Annotated in this window: 26 protein-coding genes and 1 tRNA gene; 11 read left to right on the plus strand and 16 right to left on the minus strand. The window is 65.9% G+C overall.

All coding sequences use genetic code 11. The annotated features are described in order from the left end of the window. The first annotated feature begins 5 nt into the window (after positions 1-5). Together KJJ24_RS10420 and KJJ24_RS10425 are read left to right on the plus strand one after the other, a co-directional pair. Positions 6-1,202, plus strand: a complete 1,197-nt coding sequence (locus KJJ24_RS10420) for a 4-hydroxy-3-methylbut-2-enyl diphosphate reductase (protein ID WP_214343560.1) — start codon at positions 6-8, stop codon at positions 1,200-1,202. 134 nt (positions 1,203-1,336) lie between these two features. Further along, on the plus strand, positions 1,337-1,936 hold the full coding sequence (locus KJJ24_RS10425; protein WP_214343561.1) for a DUF1997 domain-containing protein: 600 nt from the start codon (positions 1,337-1,339) through the stop codon (positions 1,934-1,936). Positions 1,937-1,948: 12 nt separating this feature from the next. Here KJJ24_RS10425 and KJJ24_RS10430 read toward each other — a convergent pair whose 3' ends face one another. Together KJJ24_RS10430 and purH are read right to left on the minus strand one after the other, a co-directional pair. Further along, on the minus strand, positions 1,949-2,413 hold the full coding sequence (locus tag KJJ24_RS10430) for a DUF4079 domain-containing protein (RefSeq protein ID WP_214338548.1): 465 nt from the start codon (positions 2,411-2,413) through the stop codon (positions 1,949-1,951). Positions 2,414-2,467: 54 nt separating this feature from the next. Beyond that, entirely contained in the window at positions 2,468-4,036 is a 1,569-nt protein-coding gene (gene purH, locus KJJ24_RS10435) for a bifunctional phosphoribosylaminoimidazolecarboxamide formyltransferase/IMP cyclohydrolase (protein ID WP_214338550.1), read from the minus strand. A gap of 56 nt (positions 4,037-4,092) precedes the next feature. On the opposite strand from purH, the gene KJJ24_RS10440 reads away from it, so the two are divergent. Continuing rightward, positions 4,093-4,704: an alpha/beta hydrolase gene (locus KJJ24_RS10440; protein WP_214338552.1), complete on the plus strand. Its 612-nt coding sequence runs from the start codon at positions 4,093-4,095 to the stop codon at positions 4,702-4,704. A gap of 59 nt (positions 4,705-4,763) precedes the next feature. On the opposite strand, the gene KJJ24_RS10445 is transcribed toward KJJ24_RS10440, so the two are convergent. Continuing rightward, positions 4,764-5,135 (minus strand): DUF3155 domain-containing protein, encoded by a 372-nt coding sequence (locus tag KJJ24_RS10445; protein WP_214338554.1) that lies wholly within the window; start codon positions 5,133-5,135, stop codon positions 4,764-4,766. 341 nt (positions 5,136-5,476) lie between these two features. Between KJJ24_RS10445 and KJJ24_RS10450 the strand changes: the two genes are divergently transcribed. Then, the gene (locus KJJ24_RS10450; protein ID WP_214338556.1) at positions 5,477-6,583 is read left to right on the plus strand and encodes a sensor histidine kinase KdpD; all 1,107 of its coding nucleotides are present in this window, start codon (positions 5,477-5,479) and stop codon (positions 6,581-6,583) included. On the opposite strand, the gene KJJ24_RS10455 is transcribed toward KJJ24_RS10450, so the two are convergent. Next, entirely contained in the window at positions 6,555-7,349 is a 795-nt protein-coding gene (locus KJJ24_RS10455; RefSeq protein ID WP_214338558.1) for an adenosylcobinamide-GDP ribazoletransferase, read from the minus strand. The two genes, KJJ24_RS10450 and KJJ24_RS10455, sit on opposite strands and share 29 nt — an antisense overlap. A gap of 32 nt (positions 7,350-7,381) precedes the next feature. On the opposite strand from KJJ24_RS10455, the gene tgt reads away from it, so the two are divergent. Together tgt and KJJ24_RS10465 are read left to right on the plus strand one after the other, a co-directional pair. Beyond that, on the plus strand, positions 7,382-8,500 hold the full coding sequence (gene tgt, locus KJJ24_RS10460) for a tRNA guanosine(34) transglycosylase Tgt (protein WP_214343562.1): 1,119 nt from the start codon (positions 7,382-7,384) through the stop codon (positions 8,498-8,500). 30 nt (positions 8,501-8,530) lie between these two features. Beyond that, positions 8,531-8,674, plus strand: coding sequence for a photosystem II reaction center protein K (locus KJJ24_RS10465; RefSeq protein ID WP_214338560.1), 144 nt, complete (start codon positions 8,531-8,533; stop codon positions 8,672-8,674). Positions 8,675-8,753: 79 nt separating this feature from the next. Here the strand turns inward: KJJ24_RS10465 and KJJ24_RS10470 are convergent, their stop codons facing one another. Next, on the minus strand, positions 8,754-9,452 hold the full coding sequence (locus KJJ24_RS10470) for a WecB/TagA/CpsF family glycosyltransferase (RefSeq protein WP_371811722.1): 699 nt from the start codon (positions 9,450-9,452) through the stop codon (positions 8,754-8,756). 125 nt (positions 9,453-9,577) lie between these two features. On the opposite strand from KJJ24_RS10470, the gene KJJ24_RS10475 reads away from it, so the two are divergent. Continuing rightward, positions 9,578-12,775 carry a glycoside hydrolase family 15 protein gene (locus tag KJJ24_RS10475; protein WP_250544636.1) on the plus strand — a complete coding sequence of 1,066 codons (3,198 nt, stop codon included), beginning with the start codon at positions 9,578-9,580 and terminating at the stop codon, positions 12,773-12,775. Here the strand turns inward: KJJ24_RS10475 and KJJ24_RS10480 are convergent. From KJJ24_RS10480 to KJJ24_RS10500, 5 genes are all read right to left on the minus strand, one after another. Beyond that, entirely contained in the window at positions 12,772-13,764 is a 993-nt protein-coding gene (locus KJJ24_RS10480; RefSeq protein ID WP_214338561.1) for a Gfo/Idh/MocA family protein, read from the minus strand. The genes KJJ24_RS10475 and KJJ24_RS10480 overlap by 4 nt on opposite strands. A gap of 56 nt (positions 13,765-13,820) precedes the next feature. Further along, positions 13,821-15,113 (minus strand): hemolysin family protein, encoded by a 1,293-nt coding sequence (locus tag KJJ24_RS10485; protein ID WP_214338563.1) that lies wholly within the window; start codon positions 15,111-15,113, stop codon positions 13,821-13,823. Between the two features lie 116 nt (positions 15,114-15,229). After that, the gene (locus KJJ24_RS10490; protein ID WP_214338564.1) at positions 15,230-16,096 is read right to left on the minus strand and encodes an FKBP-type peptidyl-prolyl cis-trans isomerase; all 867 of its coding nucleotides are present in this window, start codon (positions 16,094-16,096) and stop codon (positions 15,230-15,232) included. A gap of 71 nt (positions 16,097-16,167) precedes the next feature. After that, positions 16,168-16,240: transfer RNA gene (locus KJJ24_RS10495), tRNA-Ile, on the minus strand. A 23-nt stretch (positions 16,241-16,263) separates the two neighbouring features. Beyond that, entirely contained in the window at positions 16,264-16,791 is a 528-nt protein-coding gene (locus tag KJJ24_RS10500) for an Occludin/ELL family protein (RefSeq protein ID WP_250544637.1), read from the minus strand. A gap of 54 nt (positions 16,792-16,845) precedes the next feature. Here KJJ24_RS10500 and pyrE point away from each other — a divergent pair, with 54 nt between their 5' ends. Next, positions 16,846-17,439 (plus strand): orotate phosphoribosyltransferase, encoded by a 594-nt coding sequence (pyrE, locus tag KJJ24_RS10505; RefSeq protein ID WP_214338565.1) that lies wholly within the window; start codon positions 16,846-16,848, stop codon positions 17,437-17,439. Beyond that, positions 17,436-18,350 carry a folate-binding protein YgfZ gene (locus KJJ24_RS10510; RefSeq protein ID WP_214338566.1) on the plus strand — a complete coding sequence of 305 codons (915 nt, stop codon included), beginning with the start codon at positions 17,436-17,438 and terminating at the stop codon, positions 18,348-18,350. The genes pyrE and KJJ24_RS10510 overlap by 4 nt, the downstream gene beginning before the upstream one ends. Before the next feature lie 3 nt (positions 18,351-18,353). On the opposite strand, the gene KJJ24_RS10515 is transcribed toward KJJ24_RS10510, so the two are convergent. After that, positions 18,354-19,832: a TM0106 family RecB-like putative nuclease gene (locus KJJ24_RS10515; protein WP_214338567.1), complete on the minus strand. Its 1,479-nt coding sequence runs from the start codon at positions 19,830-19,832 to the stop codon at positions 18,354-18,356. 103 nt (positions 19,833-19,935) lie between these two features. Between KJJ24_RS10515 and KJJ24_RS10520 the strand changes: the two genes are divergently transcribed. Beyond that, positions 19,936-21,405, plus strand: coding sequence for a phosphoglucomutase/phosphomannomutase family protein (locus KJJ24_RS10520; RefSeq protein ID WP_214338568.1), 1,470 nt, complete (start codon positions 19,936-19,938; stop codon positions 21,403-21,405). Then, positions 21,405-22,007: an RdgB/HAM1 family non-canonical purine NTP pyrophosphatase gene (gene rdgB / locus KJJ24_RS10525; protein WP_214338569.1), complete on the plus strand. Its 603-nt coding sequence runs from the start codon at positions 21,405-21,407 to the stop codon at positions 22,005-22,007. The genes KJJ24_RS10520 and rdgB overlap by 1 nt, the downstream gene beginning before the upstream one ends. On the opposite strand, the gene KJJ24_RS10530 is transcribed toward rdgB, so the two are convergent. The 5 genes from KJJ24_RS10530 to KJJ24_RS10550 form a co-directional block, all read right to left on the minus strand. Continuing rightward, positions 21,988-22,479: a hypothetical protein gene (locus KJJ24_RS10530; protein ID WP_214338571.1), complete on the minus strand. Its 492-nt coding sequence runs from the start codon at positions 22,477-22,479 to the stop codon at positions 21,988-21,990. The two genes, rdgB and KJJ24_RS10530, sit on opposite strands and share 20 nt — an antisense overlap. Next, positions 22,479-22,859: a nucleotidyltransferase domain-containing protein gene (locus KJJ24_RS10535; protein ID WP_214338572.1), complete on the minus strand. Its 381-nt coding sequence runs from the start codon at positions 22,857-22,859 to the stop codon at positions 22,479-22,481. The genes KJJ24_RS10530 and KJJ24_RS10535 overlap by 1 nt, the downstream gene beginning before the upstream one ends. 121 nt (positions 22,860-22,980) lie before the next feature. Further along, the gene (locus KJJ24_RS10540; protein ID WP_214338574.1) at positions 22,981-23,661 is read right to left on the minus strand and encodes an SIMPL domain-containing protein; all 681 of its coding nucleotides are present in this window, start codon (positions 23,659-23,661) and stop codon (positions 22,981-22,983) included. A 107-nt stretch (positions 23,662-23,768) separates the two neighbouring features. Continuing rightward, entirely contained in the window at positions 23,769-24,065 is a 297-nt protein-coding gene (locus tag KJJ24_RS10545; protein WP_214338576.1) for a YciI family protein, read from the minus strand. Next, positions 24,065-25,531 (minus strand): carotenoid oxygenase family protein, encoded by a 1,467-nt coding sequence (locus KJJ24_RS10550; RefSeq protein WP_214338577.1) that lies wholly within the window; start codon positions 25,529-25,531, stop codon positions 24,065-24,067. Before KJJ24_RS10550 ends, KJJ24_RS10545 begins: the two co-directional genes overlap by 1 nt. Positions 25,532-25,534: the final 3 nt, after the last annotated feature.

The following is a 25,534-nucleotide window of genomic DNA, read 5'->3' on the forward strand; positions in this document are numbered from 1 at the left end:
CCGCCGTGGACACCCGCGCGTTCAAGCGATCCCTGCACCATTCGGATCGCTACAACCGCCGCGGCTTCGGCCTTGGCGAGGAAGTGGCCGGCAGCCTTGAGCAGGCTTACCAGAGCAACCTGATCGCCAGCCTCCGAGAGAACGGCTATCAGCTGCAGCATGGGCGGTTGAGTGTGAAGCTTGCTGAAGCCTTCGGCTTTTGCTGGGGTGTGGAGCGCGCGGTGGCGATGGCCTACGAAACGCGCCGCCACTACCCCACCGAGCGGATCTGGATCACCAACGAGATCATCCACAACCCCTCGGTGAACGACCACCTACGAGAGATGAACGTGCTGTTCATCCCTGTGGATGGCGGCGTGAAGGATTTCTCCAACGTGGCCAGCGGCGATGTGGTGATCCTGCCGGCCTTCGGCGCCACCGTGCAGGAGATGCAGCTGCTCAACGAGCGCGGCTGCCACATCGTGGACACCACCTGCCCGTGGGTCTCCAAGGTGTGGAACACCGTGGAAAAACACAAGAAGCACGCGTTCACCTCGATCATTCACGGCAAGGTGAAACACGAGGAAACGCTGGCCACCAGCTCCTTCGCCGGCACCTACCTGGTGGTGCTGGATCTAGCTGAGGCTCAGATGGTGTGCGACTACATCCTGGGCAAGGGCGATCGCGACAGCTTCATGGCCCGCTTTGCCAAGGCCTGTTCCCCAGGCTTCGATCCCGACCGCGACCTGATGCAAGTGGGTGTGGCCAACCAGACCACAATGCTTAAAAGTGAAACCGAAGAGATCGGCCGGCTGTTTGAGCGCACAATGCTGCAGCGCTTCGGGCCCGCCGAGCTCAACAACCATTTCCTGGCATTCAACACGATTTGCGATGCCACCCAGGAGCGGCAAGACGCCATGTTTGCCCTGGTGGACGAACCGCTCGATCTGATGGTGGTGATCGGTGGATACAACTCCTCCAACACCACCCACCTGCAGGAGATCGCGATCAGCCGCGGTATCCGCTCGTTCCACATCGACACGCCAGAACGAATCGGACCTGGCAACCGAATCGAGCACAAACCGCTCGGCGGCGATCTAGAGGTGGTGGAGCCGTTCCTGCCCGAAGGAACCCTGCGGGTGGGCATCACCTCCGGCGCCTCCACACCGGATCGGGTGGTGGAAGACGTGATCGGCCGGCTGATCGATCTGGCAGATGCCTAAGCGGGCTGTCACAGCCACTGCAATCCGGGCAGCAGCCGGGCTTTACATTGATTCAATATTCACTGGTTCAGGCCCGGGGAGAACCGACAGCGTTGATCTCATCGGTGACCAATCCCCTGTCTGAAACCGGCGAGATGCTCCAGCCGGGCCTGCGCCACAGCGGCGACAACCGCGTGCGCTGTTACAGCAGCCACTTCGCCGATCTCATGGAGATGCGGGCCCCAGCTCACATCGTGGCCGCCTATCTCGATCGTCATGAGGGTTGGTTTCGCCGCTGCGCCGCACCGATGCAGGTGGACTCCCTCGGCCACAACGGCTACGTGCTCACTCTTGGACGCTTCGGCAACTTCGGCTTTGAAGTGGAGCCCACGATCGGCCTGGAGCTCCTACCGCAAAGCGCCGGGGTGTATCGCATTTGCACCGTGCCGCCCGAGCAGTTCCAGCCGGGTCTGCGCGACCTCTACGACGTGGAATTCAACGCAGCGCTAAGGCTCGAGGAGCAATCCGCTGATGCCCCCCTCACGGAGGTGCGTTGGGAGCTGGATTTGAGCGTGTGGATCAAGCTGCCTTCCGTCATCGGCCTGCTGCCGGAATCACTGGTGCAAAGCAGTGGTGATCACCTATTGCGCCAGATCGTGCGTCAAGTGTCCCGCAAGCTCACCTGGAAGGTGCAGGAAGACTTTCACGCCACCCATACCCTCGACTGCCCACCGCGGCGGCGGGCTCAGTTCTGAGGCATCGGCCGATCAGGCCGGGCGGTTTTCCCAGATCTTGTTCACGATCTGCATGCCGGTCACGGCTTGCCAAAGGAACAGGGTGACCACGCCCATGTTCAGACCAACGTGCACCTTGCGAGCGATCAGATTGCCCTGCTGCATCAGCGGCGAGAGGGCGGCTGCCATCACAAGCATGCTGCTCATCGCGATGCCCACCAGCAGGTGCGGGCCAACAAACAGCTTGCCGTTGTTGAGGTAGGTCACCGCCATGCCCCCGAAGGTGCCAAGCACCATCACCGCAAGCACAGCGCTGCCGTACAGGTAGTGGCGCTTGGCGAACTGCCCTTTGATCAGGGTCTTGCGAGTTTCCGCGTCAGCGGTGCGGGTTTTCTTGGCCTTTATGCCCAGAAACATCGCATAGCCGCTCAGGGCAAGCAGCGCCCACATCGAGAGGGGGTGCAGGAAGTTGAGGTTGAAGGCGAGGGCTTCCGGCATGGGACGCTGGCCAGGAGTGCAAGTTGGTGGCGAAGCTAGGGCAGAAGGGTGCCCTCAGTGCAGAAAATGGCGGCGGCCGGTGGTGATCATCGCCAGGCCCAGCTCATCGCAGGCGGCGATGGAATCCGCGTCGCGCACGCTGCCGCCAGGTTGGATCACCGCTCGGATGCCGTACTGGGCCGCCAAGCGCACCGTGTCGTCGAAGGGGAAAAAGCCATCGCTGGCCAGCACGGCACCTTGGGCTTTCTCGCCGGCTGCTTCTAGAGCAAGACGGGCTGAACCCACACGGTTCATCTGACCGGCCCCAATGCCCAGGCTCTGGCCGTTTTTAGCCACAGTGATTGCGTTGGAACGCACGTGGCGCACCAGGCGCCACGTAAAACGCAGATCCTCCAGTTCCTGCGCAGTGGGCTGGCGTTGGCTGACCACCTGCCAAACCGTTTCATCCACAGGCTGATCATCGAGCTCTTGCACGAGCACGCCGCCCAGCACGCTGCGCAGCTGCTGGCGGCTGGCCCGCTCAATCGCCGCTGGGTCCAGCTCCAGCAAACGCAGGTTGGTCTTGGCAGCGAGCAAATCGCGGGCCGCAGGATCAAAAGCCGGAGCCACCACACACTCCAAAAACAGACTGGTGAGGTGGCCAGCAGTAGCCGCATCTACCGGCCCATTGATCGCCACAATGCCGCCAAAGGCGGACAGGCGGTCGGCATCGAGAGCCCGCTCAAGCGCGTTGGCACTGCTGCTGCCAGTGGCCACACCGCAGGGGTTGGTGTGCTTCACCACCACCGCTGCGGACTGGAAGGGGTTGCCACCAGCCGGCTGGCCCCCGTAACCGAACTCACGCACGGTGGCGAGAGCAGCTTCCAGATCCAAAATATTGTTGTAGCTGAGCTCCTTGCCCTGCAGCTGCTCGCCAGCGCCGAGGCCAGCGTTGGGCTGAGCATACCAGGTGGCGTTCTGGTGGGGGTTTTCGCCGTAGCGCAGGCTTTGGCGCGCCGGCAGGCTCAGGCTCAGCTGTTCTGCATCAGCCTGGGTGTCAGCGCTGAGCTGGCTGGCCAGCCAGGCGCTGATGGCGGTGTCGTAATCAGCTGTGTGGCTGTAGGCCTCCAGCGCCAGCTGCCGGCGCAGAGCAGAGCTCAGCGCGCCGGCGGCGACGGCCTCAAGGAAAGCGGGGTATTGGCGAGGGCTAGTGAGCACCGCCACATCGGCATGGTTCTTGGCAGCAGCGCGCACCATGGCGGGGCCGCCGATATCGATGTTTTCAATCGCCAAATCCCAGGTTACATCGGGCCGGGCGATGGTTTCGCGGAAGGGATAGAGGTTCACCACCACCACGTCGATGGTGGCAATGCCCTGGGTCTCCAGATCCGCCTGATGGGAGGGCTCGGAGCGCTTAGCCAGGATGCCGCCATGAATGCGGGGGTGCAGCGTTTTCACACGGCCGCCCAGAATTTCCGGGGCGCCGGTGTGGTCAGCCACCTTGGTCACAGGAAGCCCCGCCGCCGCCAGCGCCGCTGCTGTGCCGCCGCTAGAGATCAGCTGGTAGCCGGCGGCCAGCAGCCCTTCAGCCAGCGGCACCAGCCCTTCCTTGTTCGACACGCTGAGCAGGGCCGTGGGCGCCATGGCTGTTGAGTGGAGGGCAGAAGAACCAACCTACGCAGCAGCTGCTCGTCTCCCCCATGACCAGCACCACCCCTGATCAGCTCCAACTCGGCCCGAGCGACGCTCCGCAGCGGCTGGTGCTCCTGCACGGCTGGGGCGCCGATGCCGATGACCTGCTCGATCTGGGCAATCTGCTGGTGGGTCCCCAGGTGAATGTGGTGGCTCTGCGGGCGCCCGAACCACACCCCTACGGCAGTGGCCGCCAGTGGTATGGCCTGCAGCCGATCGACTGGAGCCAGCTGCCAGCCGCCCGCGAGGCGCTGCGCTTGCGGCTTGAGACCCTGGCCGGCAGCGTGCCCCTGGCCAACACCGTGCTGCTGGGCTTCTCCCAGGGCGGCGCCATAGCGCTGGATGTGGGCAGCAGCCTTCCGCTGGCGGGAATCGTGGCCTGCAGCGGCTACCCCCACGAAGGCTGGCAGCCGGCTGCGCTACAGCCCCCGGTGCTGCTCAGCCACGGCCGCGAGGATCCCGTGGTGCCCTTCGCCGCCAGTGAAGAGGTGCAACGTCGGCTGGAACAGGCCGGCACAAAGACCGCACTGCTCGCTTTCGACGGCGGCCACACGATTGACGCCAGCGTGCTGCCCCGCATCAGCGCCTTTGTGCGCCAATCGCTGGGGACGATGGGCTGAAATCCGCCATCAAAAAACCGGCCCCGCGGGGCCGGTTGCTCACACCAGCGGAGGCGTGATCAAACGAAGGCGTATTCGTATTCCTCCATCTCTTCCCAGTCGTCGGAAGCAAGAGCTTCCAGGCCGGCGAAGAGGGTGTCTTCACCGATGCGATCCACGATCTCGCGCAGGGAGGGGAACAGGAAGTGGTTCTCCTCCGCGTACTGGGCGCTGAACAGACCCTTCTCGCCCCAGAAGAAGCGGTCAGTGGTGTGCTCGTTGCGACGCACGTTGAGGAGCGCCGGGGGCACGATGTTGGTCTCAGCGATGTAGCGGCGGGCGGCCGTGACCGGCTTGTACTCACCGGTTTCAAGGTTGTGGGTGGCCACGTGGGCGAGAACCCGCTGGCCGGCCAAACGGCGACGACTGATGCGCTTGCGCTTCTTGGACATGGAGCTAAGCCCGTATGGGCAGGGTGGATGGAGACGGACGATGAGCGCCGGCAACAGAAGCCGGTGAGCCCGGAAACGCCCACACACCTGCAACCCGGGTGGGCGGCACGACGGCACCGCTCCGAACAGCAGAGGACGCAACACCCACTGCTGTAGCCTTGATTGCAGAAAACTGCAACAAGGTCGGAGGTCCGATCGCCGCGCCGCCCGAACTCGGACCGCGAGGTATTGGTCGATACCGGGAATCTTAAGACTTTTTCCCAGATTTCGAACATGTGTCGGGACAATTTCTCCTGCGCTCGCGCTGACGAGCCCTGACGGCAGCACCAGTCCCCGCTCAGATGCAGGTCTCCAAGCGGTTTCTGGCCCTCCTCGAGCAGCAGCTGGCCCAATTCACGGATCGCCCTGATCTGCAGGCCCTGGTGGTGTACGTGGCCGTGCCCGAAACCAGCGGGCAACCTTCACTGGTGGCGATCGGCCACTGGCCCCGCTCACTGGCCCTGGCCGAACGCTCCAGCGCCAACAACACTGCAGCCAACGCGCGCCGCTGGCTGGCACTGCGCGATGACTCCCTGCTGCTGGGAGCCTTACGGGTGGATGCCGACCGCTGGCCCTGGCCCGACAGTCTGAGCGAGCGGCTCGAGGCCACGGCCCGCTGCCTCACCGAAGCGCTGCGCCTCGATCTCGAACAGCAGCGCCTGGGCCGAGAGCTCAGCCAGCGCGACGATCAGCTGCGCCTGCTCGTGCATCAACTACGCAACCCACTCGCGGCGCTGCGCACCTTCGGGCAGCTGCTGCGCCGCCGCCTCGATGGCGATCCCCGCAACCTGCCCCTGGTGGACAGCCTGCTGGGCGAGCAGCGGCAGATCAGCCGTTATGTGGAAGCGATCGACCATCTCACGGACGCCCCAGCCCTGGTGAGCAGCGAGGGAGCAACGGCTGCGCTGCTGTTGCCGCCGGCCCTGAGCCAAGGAGAAACCCAGACCCTCGAGCAGATCCTCAGGCCCCTATTCGATCGCGCCGCGGCCACCGCCAACCTGCAGGGGCGCCCATGGCAGGCCCCCACCGAGCTACCGGCTTGGCAGGGCGACGGCAGCGCCCTCTCCGAGATCGTGGCCAACCTGCTGGAGAACGCCTTCCGCTACAGCCGCAGCGGCGGCGGCATCGGCGTACATCTCAGCCAAAACGAGCGTCTTGAGCTCAGCATCTGGGACAGTGGCCCACCCATCCCGGCAGATGAGCGCGAGCGGATCTTCGCCAAGGGTGTACGCGGCAGCAGCGGCTCAACGCTGCAAGGCAGCGGACTGGGCCTAGCCCTGGCTCGTGATCTGGCCCAGAGCCTCGGTGGCGATCTGGACCTCGTGGTGCCAGCCAACACCATCAATCCCGCGTTGCCCGCCGAGGGCAACGCCTTCCAGATCAGCCTGCCGCTCCAGCCGCCCAGTTGATCAAGCCCATCAACAACAGGCTCCAGCTCACGCTCCACTCCACACAAGCGCCGTAGCTGTCACCGCTATGGCCGCCCAGCCGCCGCCCAAGCTGCCAGGGCACCAGCACAGCCGGCACCAGCCCCAGCCAGCCCAGCCACCACCAAGAGCCAGCCGCCAGAGCACCAGCCAGAGCGCTGAGCCCAGCCAAGGCCAGCAGAGCCGGCGTGAGCTCCGGCAGCAACCCGCGCCAGTGCTGCCGGTGAAAGGCAGCGGTGCCGGCGCCTGGCTCCCGGAGGTAGGGGAAGGCCTGCATCGCCAGCAACGGTGCGATCCGGCCCCAGAGTGCCGCCCACACCAACCCCCAGGGAGCTGCCGCGGCCAGCAGGGCCAGGCCACCCGCCCGCAACAACAGCAATTGCAACAGGGCCTGCACCCCGCTGGCACCCACGCGGCTGTCATCCATCGCTTCCAGACAGCGCTTGGGGCCTGCTGCCAGGCCATCAGCGGTATCCATGGCCCCATCGAGATGCAACCCACCGCTGAGCCAGCTGCTGAGGGCCAACACCAGCGCCAGCTGGGGCACGAGACCAGCCCCCGCGAGCAGCCACCAGAGCAGCGCCTCAAGCCCCCCGATCGCCAGCGCCACCCAGGGGGCGAAGCGGGCAATGCGCTCAAAGCGGGGCCTGATTCCCGGCGGCAGCGGCAGCACGCTGTAGAAGATCCAGGCCCCGGCCAGATCCCCCAGCCAGGCGGCGCGAAACGAGGCCTTGGCCACGGCCAGCAACGATGGGATCAGCCAATCCTGCTGCCTCGCTGGTGTTCGCGTTTGAGATCACGGCCCACTGCCCGAACACCCGCGCCCGCTGCGGTTGCTTTCACACCCCCCATGGGGTTGTGAAAACACCGCGGTTCATGCCGGTGGGCACCCTGGCCACGGTGAAGGGTGTGACGCCCGCCCAGCTCCAGGCCACCGGCGCCGAGATGGTGCTCTCCAACACCTTTCATCTGCACCTGCAGCCCGGCGAGCAGATCGTGGCCGACGGCGGCGGCCTGCACCGCTTCATGGCCTGGGATGGGCCAATGCTCACCGACTCCGGCGGCTTCCAGGTGTTCAGCCTGGGCGACATCAACACCATCAACGACCGGGGCGTGGTGTTCCGCTCCCCCCGCGACGGCGCCCGCATCGACCTCACCCCCGAGCGCTCGATGGCGATCCAGATGACCCTGGGCGCCGATGTGGCGATGGCCTTCGATCAGTGCCCGCCCTATCCCGCCAGCGAAAGCGAGGTGGCCGCCGCCTGTCGCCGCACCCACGCCTGGCTGGAGCGCTGCATCAGCAGCCACACCAAAGCCGATCAGGCCCTGTTCGGCATCGTGCAGGGGGGCTGCTTCCCGCATCTACGCGAGGAATCGGCGCGGGTAGTGAGTTCCATGGGCTTGCCCGGTATTGCCGTGGGCGGGGTGAGCGTGGGCGAACCGGCTGAGGAGATGCACCGGATCGTGCGCCAGGTGGGGCCGCTGCTTCCCGAGGACAAACCTCACTACTTAATGGGGGTGGGCACCCTGCCGGAGATGGCGATCGCGGTGGCCAATGGCTTCGATGTCTTCGATTGCGTGCTGCCCACCCGCCTCGGCCGCCACGGCGCCGCGCTGGTCGGGGGCGAACGCTGGAACCTCAAGAACGCCCGCTTCCGCCACGACCACACCCCGCTTGATCCGAGCTGCCCGTGCCCGGCCTGCACGGTGCACAGCCGCGCCTACCTGCACCACCTGATCAAGACCGATGAACTGCTGGGCAAGATCCTGCTGAGCCTGCACAACATCACCCAGCTGGTGCGCTTCAGCAGCGCCATGGCACGCGCCATTCGCGACGGCTGTTTTGCAGAGGATTTCGCTCCCTGGAAACCCGACTCTCCAGCTGCACACACGTGGTAGCGTCCGCCTCTAGCTCATGCACGTTTCGGGATGGCCGCCTACGCCCTGCAGACCATGGCCCAGCTGCCCGAGGCCTATCAGGCCTTTGGGCCCCTAGTGGACATCCTGCCGATCATTCCGGTGCTGTTCCTGTTGCTGGCTTTTGTGTGGCAGGCCTCAGTGGGCTTCCGCTGAAGCCAAGTTTCAGCTCTGATGCGAACAAGCGGCAGAGGCTGAGCTTCTGCCGCTTGTTCATGCGCCACCGGCCAGCTGATCAGCCCCTGCGCAGCACCGCCCAGGCGAAGGCCGGAAGGGCGAGCATGCGCCGCCAGCGACTGGGCTCCTGAATCAGGCGGTAGAGCCATTCGATCTGCAGCCGCCCCATCCATTCGGGCGCGCGCTGCTTGCAGCCCGACCACACATCAAAACTGCCGCCCACACCCATCCACAGCCCCGGCTGACCGGGATGCAGGTGCTGAATCCAGGTTTCCTGGCGCGGCACGCCGAGAGCCGCGAGCACCAGATCCGGTTGGGCCGCCAGCAACTGCTGCTCGATGCCAGGCCATTGCTCAGGATCCTGGTAGCCATGGATGGCAAAGGCCACATCCAGATCAGGGATCTCGGCCTGCAGCCGCGCGACCAGCAGATCCATCACCTCTGGGCTTGCTCCCACCAAGGCCACCCGCCAGCGGTGAGCGGCGGCATACACCAGGAGCTGGCGAGCCAGCTCAATGCCGGGACTGCGGCGCACCCGGTAGCTCTGGCGGCCCAGAGCCCACACCACACCGGCGCCATCGGGAATCACCAGATCTGCATGGGCGATGGCGCTGCCGAGGGCCGGATCGGCCTTGGCGGCCATGGTCATCTCGGCATTGAGGGTCACGATCTGGCCGCCGCCGCGCTGCTTGAGCTCGAGGGCAGCCGCGAACACATTGGGGCTCACAGCCACCTGAACGCCCAGCACCTGGGTCACCGTCCATGACGGGGGTTTAGTGGGCCCCGTGAAGCCGGTGCGAGCCGCATCCGTCGCCATTGATGCCATCGAGCGCAGGGGCCACGCGAGAGAATCTATGGCTGCACCCTTGTTCCGTTGCGCCGATGATGCTCAGCAGCGCACCCATGGCCGGCCCAACGGAGCCCATGCAGCTCACAGCAGCCGAAGCCTGGCAGCGCCTGCAGGAGCTCGATGGTCAGATCGAGCAGGTGGTGCTGCAGCGCCAGGATCCGATCACCGGCCTCTTGCCCGCCAGCACGGCTCACACCGTGCACGGCAACTACGGCGATGCCTGGGTGCGCGACTGCGTGTATTCGATTCAGTGCGTGTGGGGGCTAGCCCTGGCGCACCGCCGCCTGAGCGGTGCCACCACCCGTGTGTTTGAACTGGAGCAGCGGGTGCTGCAGCTGATGCGCGGCCTGCTCAACGCCATGCTGCGCCAAGCCCACAAGGTGGAGCGCTTCAAACACAGCCTTGAACCGCTCGACGCACTGCACGCCAAATACGACACCGCTAGCGGCGCACCGGTAGTGCCGGATCACGGCTGGGGCCATCTGCAGCTCGATGCCACCGCTCTCTTTCTGCTGCAGCTGGCGCAGCTCACCCGCTCCGGCCTGGTGGTGGTGCAGACCAGCCATGAGCGCGACTTCCTGCAAAACCTGGTGTACTACGTGGCGCGGGCCTACCGGGTCCGGGATTACGGCATCTGGGAGCGGGGCGACAAGGGCAACCACGGCCTACCGGAGCGCAACGCCAGCTCGATCGGCCTGGTGAAAGCCGCACTGGAAGCCCTGGAGGGCCTTGACCTCTACGGCCCCCACGGCAACGGCCAGTGCAGCCTTCACATTCCCCACGACGCCATCGTGCGCCTGCGCCGCGCCCTCACGGGCCTGCTGCCGCGCGAATCGGCCAGCAAGGAGGTGGATGCCGCCTGCCTCTCGGTGATCGGCTACCCCGCCTGGGCCGTGGAGGATCCAGCCCTGGTGGAGCGCACCCGCACCAAGATCCGCAACGAGCTGGGCGGGCCCTACGGCTACAAGCGCTTCCGCCGGGACGGCCACCAGACCGTGGTGGAAGACCACAACCGACTTCATTACGAACGGGAAGAGCTGGCCCAGTTCGAGCACATCGAATGCGAGTGGCCGCTGTTTCTGGCCTACGAATTGATCACCGCCTGCTGTGAGGAGCGCTGGAGCGAGGCCTGGCAGTGGCGCGAACGGCTCGACCGGGTGGCGGTGCAGGTGAACGGCGTGCCGCTGCTGCCTGAGCTTTACGTGGTGCCACAAGACGCTGTGGAGGCAGAGCGGCGCCGGCCCGGCAGCCAGGCGCGCATCCCCAATGACAACGTGCCGCTGCTCTGGACCCAGAGCCTCACCTGGCTGGGTGATCTGATGCTCCTGGGCCTGCTCCAACCCAACGACCTCGACCCCAGCGGACGCCGGCTCGGCTACAGCGTTGGCGCCGAGCAGGTGCTGGTGAGCTTCGTGCCGGCGCGGGAGCACATCGCCACAGCCCTGGAGCAGGCCGGCCTGGCGGTCACCCGCCCGAGCTCGGTGGCGATCGCCAGCTCGGCGGAGCTGGGCGAACGCATGGCGGCGGTGGGGGCCAACCCACGCCTGGGGCTGAGCGGTCACCCGCCGCAGCGGATGGAAACGATGGCGACCGCCCGGCTCTACCGCCAAAGCGGCACCCCCTTGGCCTTCCTGCCGGCGGTGCTCGAGGAGAGCACCTACTACCTCTCCGACGACCCCGAGTTGCTGGTGGATGCGGTGGAGAACGAGATCAGCCAGCTCCAGCGCCATTGGCGGGGTGTGGGTGCACCGTTGCTGTTGATCCCGGTGGAGGAAGGCCCCTTCCAGCGCAGCGCCGACTCCTTCCTGCGCCTGGGCGAGCGACTACGCAGCGGGCTGGTGAATGGTGTGGCCGTGCAACTGGCTCCGCTTCAGGAGCTGATGGAGCAGGCCAGTTGGGCCGAGCTACCGGCCCATGCCCAACCCCAGGGACAACAGCGCAGCCAGCCGGCGCCAGCTCTGCTGCGGGCCAGCACCGAGCAGCAACCACTCACCGCTGAAGAAGAGCAGGAGCTAGAGGAATCACCGCTCGAACACCTCACCGATCGCCTCTGGCAAAGCACCTCCCTGCCGGAGCAGGCGGAGCTGCTCGAGCAACTGGTGCATCGCCTCGGGCTTCAAGCAGCCCTGAGCGGGCCAGGCGGCACCGCCACACCCCAGGCCCTGCTCGAAGAGATCTACCGCCGCGCTCTGGCCGATGCCAACTGGAACGTGGTGCGCCGCTGCGCTGGCTCGCTGGGCCTGATTCACCCCCAGCTCGAAGATGCCCTCACCGATCTTCTGGTGCGCCAGAAGCAAGTGGTGGTGGGGCGCAACTACACCAACAACTCACTGCTGAGCCAACCCACCGACAGCCTGGGAATCGCCGCGATGATTCAGCGCTTCAGCGGTGAAGACGGCCGCGAATGGATGCTGCAGCAGGAGCTGCTGCTGGCCCTCGATGGAGTGGCCCGGCGCGAACCCGCCCTGCTCAGCGGCAGCCTCACCCTGCAATTGGGTCAGCTGCTGCTCCTGCTCACCAGCGAACTGGCCGGGGAGCGCGATCTCACACCGATCGAAGCCTTCGAAGCGCTCTGCGATGAGCCACCCCATGCGATCTGCCGGCGCTTAAGGCAGGTGCTGCAAGACGTGGAACATGCCAAGGCGGCGCTGCAGCGCAAAGAGCAGCTGCATGTGAGCGGCCGGGTGCGCTGGGAAGCCCCCGACCCGCTCGAGGAGCTGCCCAAGAGTGGCTGCTGGCTCAAGCACCGCCAGCGCATGGGTGCACTGCAGATCGTGCCGCGCAACTTCCACCCCGGCATCTGGGAGCTGCTGCACCACTGCCGCGGCCTGGTGATCGGCGACAAGCTTGAGCGCCGCAACCGACTCGAGAGCGCCCTGCTGAAGGAGAAAACCCCCGGCGAGCGCAACTTCGCCACCCACGTGGAGCACCTACTCAGCAAGATTGAAGCCGCGGAATACCGGCGGCTGTGCGTGGAAACGTTGATCACGCTGATCGCCTTCGTGGATGCCAATCCCCAGGTGGGCTTCGACGACGACCTGGCCCTCGATGTGGTGATCGGCCACGCCGTGCGGGTGGGGTGGCAGCAGCAACATCCCGAACAAGCCGCCGCGAATTACCCCTCCCACAAGGCCGAAGCTTGGGATGGCTTCTACCGCTCTTCACCGGCCCAGTGCCGCCGCTGGCAGCTGCTGGCGCTCAAGGAGCTGGCGGAACTGCAACCGGCCTAGATCGGCTGGGCGAGGGTCATGCAGAGCGTGGGCTGCTCCACGCACTGCTCAATCAGATCCGCCAGCAGCAGGGCGCGGGAGGCCTGGGGACCATCCACCGCCGGCTGCTCCTCACCCCGAATGCATTGAAGAAAGTGCTCTAACTCCGCCACCAGCGGATCCACCGGCGAGGTGCTCACCTCTTCGATGAAGCCGTCGTTGCGGTAGAGGAGCTCGCCGTGATCAGCCGTGAATGACAGCTGGGTGCGGCGGTGAATCTGAAGGCTGCGGTTGAGGAAATCCGTTTCCACCAGCGCACTGCGGCAGTGGGCCGAAAGGCTGCGGATCTTGCGGTGCGCCATCTTGCTGGCCGTGAGGCTGGCCACCACACCATTGGCAAAACCAAGGGTGGCATTCACGTAGTCGATCGGACCCTCGGCGCTGCGGCCACCGGCGGCGGCCAGGCGCACCACCTTGGAGCCGGCCAATTCGAGCACCAGGTCGATGTCGTGAATCATCAGATCCAGCACCACCGACACATCGTTGGCGCGATCGGGATTGGGGCTGTGGCGACGCGCCTCCAGCACAACCACCTCCTCGTTAGCCACCACCTTCACCAACTCGCGGAAGGCAGGGTTGAAGCGCTCGATGTGCCCCACTTGCAGCAAGCGGCCGGCTTTCTCGGCAGCAGCGCTGAGCTGGGTGGCCTCCTCCTGGGTGGCAGCGATCGGCTTCTCGATCAGCACGTGCACGCCGGCGTTAAAGCAGGCCATGCCCACGCGGTGATGCAACAGGGTGGGGACAGCGATGCACACCGCCTCCACCTCGCTGAGCATCTCCTCGTAGCCGGCGAACCAGCGGCAGCCGAATTGCTCCACCGCCAGCTTTCCTCGGTGTGGATCGGGATCGGCCACACCCACCAGCTCGGCATCGCGCAGCAGGCTCAGCACCCGGGCGTGGTGCCAGCCCATATTTCCGATTCCGACCACTCCAACGCGAACCGGCTGCATGGCGCTGGCGATCAGACGCTGAAATTATCGACGATCAGGGGCCTCCACCACGACGATCAGGTGTCGTCTGATTCAGGTTCGATGGCCCGACGGGTGATCTCCACCCGTTCAATGCGAGGGCCGTCCATGGCCATGATCAAGAACTGATGGCCTTTCCAGCGCAAGCTCTCGCCCGGTGATGGGATGTGCTGCAGCCGCTCCAGCAGGAAGCCGGCCAGGGTGTGGTGCTCATCGGATTCGGGCAACTGCAGGCTCAGTTCACGGTTGAGCTCGTAGATCTCCAAATCACCAGCCACCAGCCAGCTGTGCTCCTGCAGTTGCTGCAGGTCGTCTTCCGGGTTTTCCGGGTCTTCCTCGTCGCCAACGATCTCGCTGGTGAGATCGGAAATCGTCACCAGGCCCTCGGTGCCGCCGTGCTCATCCACCACCAACAGCAGCGGCTCGCCGCTGCGGATCACGGGGAGCAACTCAGCCAAAGGGGTGGTTTCCTGCACCTTGGTGACCGGGGTGACGTAAGGCGCCAGGGGTGAATCACTGCGCAGTAGCCCCTTAGCGATCGGCTCTGCCAGGCGACGCAGATCGAGCAGGCCGCGCACATCATCAAGGGAGGTGCCGATCACGGGGAAGCGGGCGTGATGGGTGCTGTGCACTGCTTCCATCAACTCCGCAAAGCGCACCTCCAGCGGCAGGGTGACCATGCCGGAGCGGGGCACCATCACCTCGCGCACTTGGGTGTCGCGCAGGGAAAAGAGGCCCTCCAGCATGTCGCGCTCGTCGGGCATCAGCCCGATCACGCTGTTGGATTCGATCAGGGTTTCCAGCTCTCCAGCCGAGAGCGCCGGCACCAACTCATCCCAGTTGCGCGGCAGCCCCAGCAGACGCAACAGGCCATTGCCAAGCCGTTCGAGCAGCACGAGCAATGGGCCCAGGCTGCGCATCACTGCCTCGAGCACCGGCGCCAGACGCAAGGCCGTTGCCTCAGGGCGATGCAGCACCCAGGCCTTGGGCACCAGGCCACCGAGCAACGTGGCCACCAGCACCAGAGCCACAAACACCAGTACATCCAGCCAGGCCTGCCCCAACCAGCGGCCAGCCGCACCGCTGCCCCAGCGTTCCGCCAACCCGCGGCCGCTCCAACCGAGGGCCACGAGGGCCAGAGTCATCCCGAGCTGAGTGGCCAGCAGGGCCCGGCGCAGGCGGCGCTGCAGCCTCGCGACCGCCGTGGCACCTCGCTCACCATCGGCCTCGAGCAATTGCACCCGCGTGGGCCGCAGCCGGATCAGGGCGAATTCCGAGGCAGCGAAGAAGGCCAGCAGAACCAGCAGGGCTGCCGGTGCCAGGAATCGCATCGGGTTCAGATGGGAGTCGAACGGATCGAACTCACCGAAGAGGAGGTAGCAAGTCTGCTTCAGCAGGGCCTAGTCCGGAAGGATCAGGCCGATCCGCAGATCTGATCGAGACAGACTTACAGCACAAGACTGCCACCACTGAAGCGCTTCACGCCCGTCAGAAGGATCTCCAGCTCCGCCCGCCCATCACCGTCGTGATCCAGCAGCAGAGAGCCTTTGGCAAACCGCACTTCTCCAGCTGTTTGACTAAATGCACGCTTGCCGATGTAAACCAGAGAATCGCCGAGCAGCGAAAGATCAATCGAATCGCTGGAAGACTGGAATCCCAAAATGCTGTCCTGGCGGCCGCGGCGGGCAGGGGAATCATTCAGATCGGCATACACATAGCGGCTCCCACCGGGGCCGCCAATCAACACATCGGCTTGGCCGTTGCCCTGGAGCACATCATCACCGCCAAGGCCGATCAGGAGATCTTTAGAAGTACCCCCAGTAAGGAGATCAGCAGCATCGGTTCCAATCTTTCGCTCGGCAACTTTGGGCTTGGCTGCCTTGAGCTGCTTGAAGAGCTTCTTGCTCAAACCCAACTCTGAGTAGGAGGGATAGATCGCCTCAGACTCGCCAGCCGGAATGGAGCCAACCAGCTCAACACGGAAACGCAAGGGCGCATTTGGAGGGATCGAGGGCGGAGCGCCAGCACTGCCGTAGGCCAACTCGGATGGAATCGTGAGATCAAGCACCTCACCGAGTCGACGACCAGCAAGAGCCTGATCCCAACCCTGGATCACTTGAGCGCCACCGAGCTCAAACGTGAACAGCTGCCGCGCCGGAATTGCCGAAAAGGTCGCGAAGTCGTAATTGGCGTCAAAGGGCGCACCATCTCCATCCAATAAAGAGCCCGAATAGAGCACACCAAGCACATCGCCTGCACGCACCCTGGCTCCCTTCGACGAGCGAAGAACATTGATTCCAACTTCGTTCGCCATAACCCTCGGTGTGCAGGCTCTCAGGCCTGGGAATTCAACACTTTAGGCGGACTTAAAGGTCTTTTCATCCATGGGGGTCGCGAGGATCGAACTCGCCTAAGGCGGATTATGAGTCCGCTGCATTCACCAGATTGCTAGACCCCCGTGCGGCGAACCGCAGTGGGTGTCTACCACAGGCCGCGGATCCCGCGTGAACCCGGTTGCGGCCAACTGGTGGGCGAGCTCTGGCTGTTGCAACGGCCCTGGGGCAAGCCCTGGCAGAAACCGTTGTTCACATCGGCCGTGCGCCAGGGCATCGGATTGCTCTGCTGCTCGAGCAGCACCTGATACGTGTTTTCAAGGGCGGAGCCATCCCACACGATCGTCTGATCGGGGAAGCCGAATCCCATCACTTTGGTGCCATCGCCGCCGCCCATGGCGATGCCAAGGATGTCGGTGATCTGATGGGTGATATCGATGCCGCGGGCGTAGGGCGAGGTGTAGCTGTAGAAGCGGCGCTCTACCAGCTGCGGCGTGGACACCACCGGACCGCAGCGCGTGACCGCCACAGGGCCAGAGCCGGCCAGTGGAGCTTCCAAGGTGGTGGTGCACACCACCGGGCCCGCCTGGACGGGCAGCCCTTGCCAGCCCACTGCAACTGCAGCCGCAGCAACAGCTGCCGCTCCTGCCAAGGATCCACTCCCGGCCATTGCCATCACTCGCGCACGCTGGGCGCAAACTAGACAGCTCAACCGCCTAACGCCAGAGGCATGACCCAGCTGCTAACCCTCCCCCAGGCCAGCGCTGATCAACGCCAGCTGCTGCTGCGGCTGTTGGCAGAGCGGGCCTACCGGCACGGCAGCTTCACCCTCGCCTCGGGCCGCACCAGCAACCACTACGTGAACTGCAAACCAGTGAGCCTGAGCGGCCAGGGCCTGGCGCTGCTCTCGGCTCAGATGCTGGAGCTGGTGGAGCCAGACGCCGTAGCCGTAGCCGGCCTCACCCTTGGCGCCGACCCCCTGGTGAGCGGCGTGGCGGTGGCCGCCGCCCTGAGCGGCCGTGCCCTCGATGCGCTGATCGTGCGCAAAGAGGCCAAGGGCCATGGCACCGGCGCCTGGCTGGAGGGCCCATTACCGGAGCCCGGCAGCTGCATCACCGTGCTGGAAGACGTGGTGACCACCGGCGGCTCTTCGCTCAAGGCCGTGAACCAGCTGCGGGAAGCGGGCTACACGGTGAAGCGGGTGGTGACGATCGTGGATCGGCAGGAAGGGGGCCTCGAGGCGATGACCGCCGCGGGCCTGGAGCTGCAAAGTTTGTTCCTGCTGGAAGAGGTGGCCGCCGTCTCTGCCGCGGCCCGCTCATGAGCAGCGCAGCCTCAGCCCGCTGGAGCACCCCCATCCACCGCATGCGGCTGGAGGGGGCCGATGCGCGCCGCTTTCTGCACGGCCAGAGCAGCCAGGCGATTGAGCTGGCCGCAAGCGGTGCCTGCCTGCCCACCTGTTTGATCAGCCCCACCGGCCGCATGCGCGCCCTGGCACTGGTGCGCGTCGACGACAGCGGCACCGATCTGCTGGTGCTGGCCGGCGATGGCCCGGCGGTACATCAGGCCCTTGATCGGGTGCTCTTCCCGGCAGACCGCGTCAAGCTTGGTGCGGTGGAAGCCGCCACGCTGGTGCGATGGATGGGGGCTGCAGCGCCAGACGGCAGCCACGCCAACCTGATGGCACCGGGGGTCAACCTTGGCGCCGGCGCCAACCAACCCGCCTGGCTGCAAACCCACGGCGAGGCTCTCCCTGCCTGGCTGGAGGCACTGCCGGAATTCGATCCTGAGGCCGCTGAACGCCAGCGCATCCGCCAGGGTTTCCCGGCTGCACCAGGCGAACTCAACGACAGCACCAACCCATTCGAGCTGGGACTGGCGCCGTGGGTGAGCCTCAACAAAGGCTGCTATGTAGGCCAGGAAACCCTGGCCAAACTCGCCACCTACGACGGTGTGAAACAGCAGTTGCGCTACTGGCGCTGCAGCCACACCGGCGCCATCACCCCCGGAACCACCCTCACCGCAGCGGGAGGCGAGCGGGCCGGCGTGATCACATCAGCGTTGGTGGGGCCTGAGGGCCTGGAGGGGCTGGCCTTGGTGCGGCGCGGCGCCCTGGAACAAGCTCAGCTGCTCACCAGCAGCGGCGATGGGCAGGGCTCCACAGCGATCACCCTTGAGATCAGCGTCCCGGCCGGGTTTGTGGCACCACCGGTGGGCGCCGGCGGTCAGAGCTGAACTTCAAAGCTCAACAGGCTCGTCTTGCTCCAGCAAACAGCGGGCCACCGCCCAGGTGGCCAAGGCGTCATCGTGGTTGTAGCAAAAAATGCGCCGCAGGTTTTGGCGGGAGCCGCGGCCCTCGGGGCCGTCACCGCCGAGGCGCCAGCGCCGCCACCACAGCAGCGCCCGTGCTCCATCCACCCCCTGCTGGCGCCAACGGAACCCCAGCCAGCTGGCGGTGGCCTTGAGGCCATAACTGTTGGTGGGCATCCACCAATAGCGCCGCAGACGCAGGTGTACATCGATCATCCGGCTGCGCAGCGCAGCGATCTGGCGCTCTTTGGCGCCCTGGCGCTGGGCCAGGCGCACCAGCGCCAGAAGTTCGGTTTCGCCGTAGTGCAACACCGGCCAATCGGGGTAGGCCGCCAGCAGGCGCTGCAGCCGCTGCCACAGCCGTGCTTCCCCGTGCTCCTGTAGCGCCAGCAAGGGGTGATACGGAGCCGCGGCGGCTTCAGCCACGCTGGGCCAGCCGCCATCCCCATCTCGTGGCAGCCGCACAAAGCCATGCAGGAAATCGTCGCGGGCGTCGGGGTCAGATTCGATGTCGTAGATCAGGACGCCTGGCGCTGAGGCCAACTCCGGCAGGGCTGCGCCTGGATCCCGCCGCAACGGCACACCATCGCGTTGCACCAGCGCCTGGGTCACCAGCTGCTCAGCCATCTCGGCGTGCTGCTCGCCATGCACCAGCAGTGCCTCGGCCAGCTGCACCGGCGCAGCTGCAGCGAGGTGCTCCAGCCGGTTGATGCCGAGGTCCAGGAGCATGTCGCGCCGCTTGGCACCGATGCCGCTCACTTCGCTGAGGTGCCCCTCAGCGGCAGCCACCTGATCACAGGCACCGCGCCAGCTGCAGAGCACACATTTCTTACGGTCGGCCACCAACGGCGGCGGGCTGGAGCGTGCCAAATCGCCCGCCAGGCGCTCCAGGGCCTCCTCGAGCTGGCGGGGAAGGCTGCCGGCGAGGTTGAGCGTTTCTTTCTCGAGACCCCGCCCAGCGCCGGCCAGCACCAGGCCATTGGCCACAGGCGCCTGCTGCTCTGCCCCCAGCAAGCGGCCCCACAGCGCCAGCACCACCCGATGCTCACGGGTGGTGCGGCGCCCCTGGCGAAACATCACCGGCCGGTAGGCGTGTTCACCCCAACGGCTGGAGCCCTTCACCCGTTGCAGCAGAGGCGGGTGGGCTTCCACAAGCATGGCCGCCACCTGCCCCCGCAACCGCAGCCCCACCACCGCTGGAGCACCCGCAGCAGCAGCCACCTCACCGTGTTCAGGCTTGCTGGGAAAGAGCGTGGAGAAACTGCGGCGCTGCTCATCGAGCTGCAACTCGCGGTGAGCCGTCCACAGCCGTTGATCGGGGTCGCCAAATCGATCCAACCAAGCGCGGCGCTTGCAGCGCAGCCAGCTGCGCAACAGCCGGTCGTTGAGCGGGATCTGGCTCGACACGGTGCTCACGCTAGGTGGCCGTCTGGCCTGCCGGCACCTGCACGCCCGCAAGGGGGCAAGCCGGCTGCTAGCACCAGTGGTATAGCCCTGTGCCTCTGCCCCGATGGCTGCGTCCGCGCCCCTGCCCCTGGAGGCCAGCCCGATCGCCTTCGGCACCGACGGCTGGCGCGGCATCCTCGGGGTCGACATCACCGTGGAACGGCTGCTGCCGGTGGCCGCCGCCGCCGCCCGCGAGCTGGAATTTTCAGCACCGGAAGGGTTGAACAGCCGCGAAATCGTGATCGGCTACGACCGCCGGTTTCTGGCGCCCGAGCTGGCTGAAGCCATCTGCAGTGCTGTGCGAGGCGCCGATCTGGTGCCTGTACTGGCCGAAGCAGCGATCCCCACACCAGCCGCCAGCTGGGCCGTGGTGGAACGCCAGGCCCTGGGGGCACTGGTGATCACCGCCAGCCACAACCCGCCCGAATGGCTCGGCCTGAAGATCAAGGGCCCCTTCGGCGGCTCAGTTGAAGGGGAGTTCACCCAGCGGGTGGAGCGGCGCCTTGAAGCTGGCGGCATCACCGTGCCGATCCCCGGCGAAACGCTGCGCTTTAACGCCATGGGTACCTACCTGGCGGGCCTCAAAGCCAAGGTGAACACAGCTGCTCTGAGTGAAGGGCTGCAAAGCCTCAACCTGCAGGTGATCGTGGATCCCATGCACGGTTCGGCCGCCGGTGGCCTCAGCCGCCTGCTGGAGGGCGCTGCCACCAGCGACCACCTGCGTGAGATCCGCTCCAACCGCGATCCGCTGTTCGGCGGCAATCCGCCCGAACCCTTGGCTCCTTACCTAAAAGAGCTGATCGCTGAGGTGCGCGCTTCCACCCTCGCAGGCCGGCCAGCCGTGGGGATCGTGTTCGATGGCGATGGCGATCGCATCGCCGCGGTGGATGAGCACGGCCGCTTCTGCAGCACCCAGCTGCTGATGCCGCTGTTCATTGATCACCTGGCCCGCGCCAAGGGGCTACCGGGCAGCGTGATCAAAACCGTGAGCGGCTCCGATCTGATGCAGCTGGTGGCCGAAGGACTGGACCGCCCGGTGATCGAAAAGGCCGTGGGCTTCAAGTACATCGCCGCCGAGATGCTGGCCAGCGAGGTGCTGGTGGGCGGCGAGGAATCCGGCGGGGTGGGTTTCGGCGGCCACCTGCCCGAGCGTGATGCGCTCTACGCGGCGCTGCTGCTGATCGAGGCCCTGGTGGAAGGTGGCAAGCCCCTGGGCGAGCGGGTGAGCGAACTGCAGCAGCGCTGCGGTGGCGCCGCTTCCTACGACCGCCTTGATCTGCGCCTGCGCGACATGGCCACCCGCCAACGGCTGGAGCAGTTCCTGGCCGCCACGCCGCCCCAGGAGGTGGCGGGTGCAGCGGTGCAGGAGGTGATCAGCACCGATGGCGTGAAGCTGCGCCTCGGCCCCAGCCATTGGCTGATGCTGCGTTTCTCGGGCACTGAACCCTTGCTGCGCCTCTATTGCGAGGCTCCCAGCGACGCCCGCGTGGCCGAAGTGCTCGCCTGGGCCCGCCAGCTAGCGGAGGGGATCTGATGACCACCCTCGTGATCGCCAGCGGCAACGCCGGCAAGGTGCGCGAATTCAGCAAGCTTCTGGCCGATCTGGGGCTCCACATCCAGCAGCAGCCCGAAGGTCTAGACGTGGAGGAAACCGGCAGCACCTTTGCCGAGAACGCACGGATCAAAGCCGAAGCCGTGGCTCGCGCCACCGGCTGCTGGGCCCTGGCCGACGACTCCGGCCTGAGCGTGGATGCCCTCGGCGGCGCCCCCGGCGTGCATTCAGCGCGCTACGCCGACACCGACACAGCCCGGATCGAACGGTTGCTGCAGGAGCTAGCCACTGCAGGAGCGGCGACGACGGTCGCCCGCAGTGCTCAATTCACCGCTGCCCTAGCCCTGGCCAACCCGGATGGAGAGGTGGTGTTGGAAGTGGAAGGCATCTGTCCCGGCACGATCCTGAAATCGCCCCGCGGCGAAGGCGGCTTCGGCTACGACCCGGTGTTCTTCGTGCCGGAAGCTGGTCTCACCTTTGCCGAGATGCCCCACAGCCAGAAGGCTGGGCTCGGACATCGGGGCCGGGCCTTTGCCGCGTTGAAACCGCGGCTATCAGAGCTACTCAGCTCGACAGCTCCGTGAGCCAAGCCTCAAACGAAACCAGCTGCGAATCCACCACCGGCCAAAGCTCCAGAGCACGCTGCAGCAAACGCAACACCTGATCCCGCTCCAGCTCGTAGGCATAGAGGTGCCTCACCACATGCCGAAAACGCATCAATTCCGCCAGCCCCGCCACGGTTGAGGCATCCAACAGGGCTGGCCGTAGCTCCGTGGACACCCCCATCCGCTCGAGAAGGCGCCGATGCCAATCCGCTCCATCCGGAGGAGCACCATTGAGCACGCGCACAATCTGCACAAAACAGCGCTCAATCCCGGTGTAGAGGCTCTGCAGCCGCAGGGCCGCAGCATCAGAGCGCTCCTCGGCGGCTTCTGCAACGTCCCAGTCACGCTGCAGATTGGCCAGGCTCAACACCAGCGCACTGAGCTTGGAACGCTCCACCTGCAGATCAAGGCAGAGATCAGCAAGGCGACGATCGGAGGGCAACGACGCCATCACGCCAGAAGCCGAGAACGTTCCCGCATGCGCTGCTGCCAGTGGGGCGGTAGCGACTCCAGCCGCACCAGATCCACAGGAAGTCTCTGCGCCTGTGGTGAACCTGGCAGCTCCACGTGATCCAGCAAAGCCATGGCGTCCAGGAGCGCGTCGCTGGGCAGCCCTTCAACGCAGAGATCGAGATCGGACTGCAAGGTGAAGCCCGGCTCTAGAGCAGAACCAAACAGCCACACAGCATGGATCTGAGGCCACTTGGCACGCAAAGCATCGGCAGACCATTGGGCCTGCCGTTCTGCCCAATGGCGCCGCTCACGGATCGCGACAGCGTCCGCTTCAAGCCGCTGCTGCCAGTGGCGCCGATGGGCTGCTGAAACAGGCATGGCTTCAGGCTAGGTGGATTCGGCCTGGCATTTCCAGCAGCTCTTCAAGGGGCCGCGCAGCGGTTGCGCCCACTGCCAACGGCTGCTCTTGCGAACGCTCGAGGCACTGGCTAGCCCCTATTCATTGCAGGCAGTAGTCCAACCCCAGGCTCACGCTGCTCTGAGGAGCCCGAGCCTCATCGGGATTGAAGCTAGTGCGCGCTGCCATCGCGTAGGGCATCGGACGAATCGAACTGCCGCCGCGTTGGTCGATGCGTAGGAGCTGCACCCGCCGCAGACCCAGCGCATCAGCCGTGGCCTGCGCCTGCCGCTGCCCCTCCGCCAACGCCTCCCGCAGCAACCGCGTGCGCAGCTGGGCCGCACTGCCACTGGCCGCTTCCGCCGTGAAGCCGCGCAGGTTCACGCCGGGCAACCGGCCAGCTGCCTGAATCAAGGCGTTGTAATTCGCCTTGCTCACCGTGCCCGACACCGTGGTGGTGGCCCGCTCACGCAGGGGCCCTGCGCTGCCGGCGCCGCTGCGATAGGTGGATGGTGCCGGAACCGTGAGCTTGCCGCTGGCCAGGGGCGTCACCGCCTTGCGCACTGCCGACAGTCGGGCATTCAGCTGATCGAGCGCCGCGGCCTTGGTGGGGGCTTCGGCCTCAAGGCCCAGGTTGAAGCTGAAGCGATCGAAGGCGGCACTGCCCTGCTCCTGCACCTGCAGTTGGAGCAGGGTGCCGTTGCAGCTGAGCGGCTGAGCCTGAACCGGCACCGCCAGCGGCAGGGCACTCAGAGCAACAGCAGCGAACCGGAGCGAAACCACGGGTGTCTGGGCATCTCCCTTGTGTCTAAGGGCAGCCCTGATGAGCCGTGCAACTGGTTTTGCAGCGATCTACAACCAGATGCAACTGAACAAGCCCCAACAAGCCTTCAGCCCACGCCCAGATCACCGACTGACGGCCGCCATTCCTGCAGTCGCCATTCCACGCCGCCGCTGCGCACCATCGGGTCTTGCAGCACCAAGGCTTCCGCCTCGGCGTAGTCGGCAGATTGCAGCAGCAGCAGGCCGCCCCCACCAGGCTGCCCAGCCCCGTCCACCAAATAGCCGCTGCTGAGCACGGTGCCAGCCTCACGCAACTGCTCCACCCAGGCGCGATGCGCCTGCAGGTGGGGCCTCATCTCCGCATAGGAACGCAGGAAGGTTTCCTGCTTCAAGAACCAGGGCATCAAGCCGCTGCAGGCGCCCAGCTGCCATGCAGGCCGTGGGGCACCGCCAGGGGCAGTTCCAGCACGGCCGCCTCCGCCATCGACGCTGCATCGAGAATCACCAGATCGCTGCCGCAGCGGGCGCCGTTCCACACCAGGCAGAGCACCCACCCGTCGTCTTCCGCCGTGGCACCAGGGCGGGGCACCATCACCGGCTCACTCACAAACCCGCGCGGTGCAGCGCTCCACACCCGGCCTTCCCCGCTGCGGAGATCGAGCTTCTTGATCGCCTGCAGAGGATCGTTACCCCGCTCGCGCTCGGCCACAGCCATCCAGCTCACGTGAGCATCCAAGCCCTGCCGAGCGGGGTTCACCATCGCAAATTCGCAGGTGCGACCCTCGAGCAGCTCGCTGGTCACGCTGCCATCGATGAGGTTGATGCGGCAGCGCACCAGCTGACCTTCGGGGATGCTCTCGAAATCCACCTGGCGGAAATCCACATCGGGCCCGATCGAGGGGAAATCGGCGTAATAGATCGAATCCACCACCAGTTCATCGCCCTCCTCAAAAGCATTGAGGTGGTGGAACACAAAGCCTTCCGGCGCGGCGATCTGCAGCGGCTCACGGCCAGCGGCGCTGCCTGAACTGCGGGGGATCAACCAGAACTGACCCTGCTCTCCCGGCTTGGAGCTCAGGCACTGCGCTGCACCCTTCTGGCCGAGCACGAAGCCGGTGGGGTTGAAGGCCACGGCGTTCTGCAGGAACACCGCCCAGTTGGGGGTGATGGCGAAGTCGTGCAGGAAGGCAAAGCCCTTGAAGCTGTGCTTGCTGTCGGCCAGCAGTTCACCCGCGCTGGAGAACTCCATCAGCCTGATCGTGCTGCGCGGGCCCGCCTTCACGCCGAAGGTCACCATGCGGGGCGCGCCGTGATGGCCGGGATCAAAGCGAGGGTGGGCGCTGAAGGCCTCGCCCTTTTTCAGCAAGCCATCGAGGCGGCTGAGGCCGCGGGTTTCCAAGGTGTGGGGATCGAGGGCGTGGGGCTCAGCCGCCTCCCACAGCGCCAGGAGCTGATCACCGAGGCGCACCACATGGGTGTTGGCGATGTTCTTGAGCCGCAGGTCGAAGGCATTGGCGGCGATGCCACCGGGCTTCTGGGTGCCGAACACACCGCGGTAGAGGAATTTGTCGGCCGCTTCCTCCGCCTGCCAACCCTCCGTGCGCACGAAACGGTTGCGCAGCTCCGCCTGGCCGCCCGCGAAGCGCAGGGCGGTGATCATGCCGTCGCCATCAAAGGGGTGATGCACCCAATGGCCACCGCGCTCCAGCCGGCCGGGTCCATTGCGGTAGAGGGTGCCCTCGAGCTCCGGCGGGATCGTGCCGCGTGCCACCGTGAGCGCGACGCCATCGAGCTCCACGCCCACATTGCGGAAGGCGCTGGCCCAATCAGCGCGGTCGTAGGCGGGAGCGGCAGCAGGAGCAGTAGTCATCAA

Source organism: Synechococcus sp. LA31 (assembly GCF_018502385.1).
Taxonomy (GTDB): domain Bacteria; phylum Cyanobacteriota; class Cyanobacteriia; order PCC-6307; family Cyanobiaceae; genus Vulcanococcus.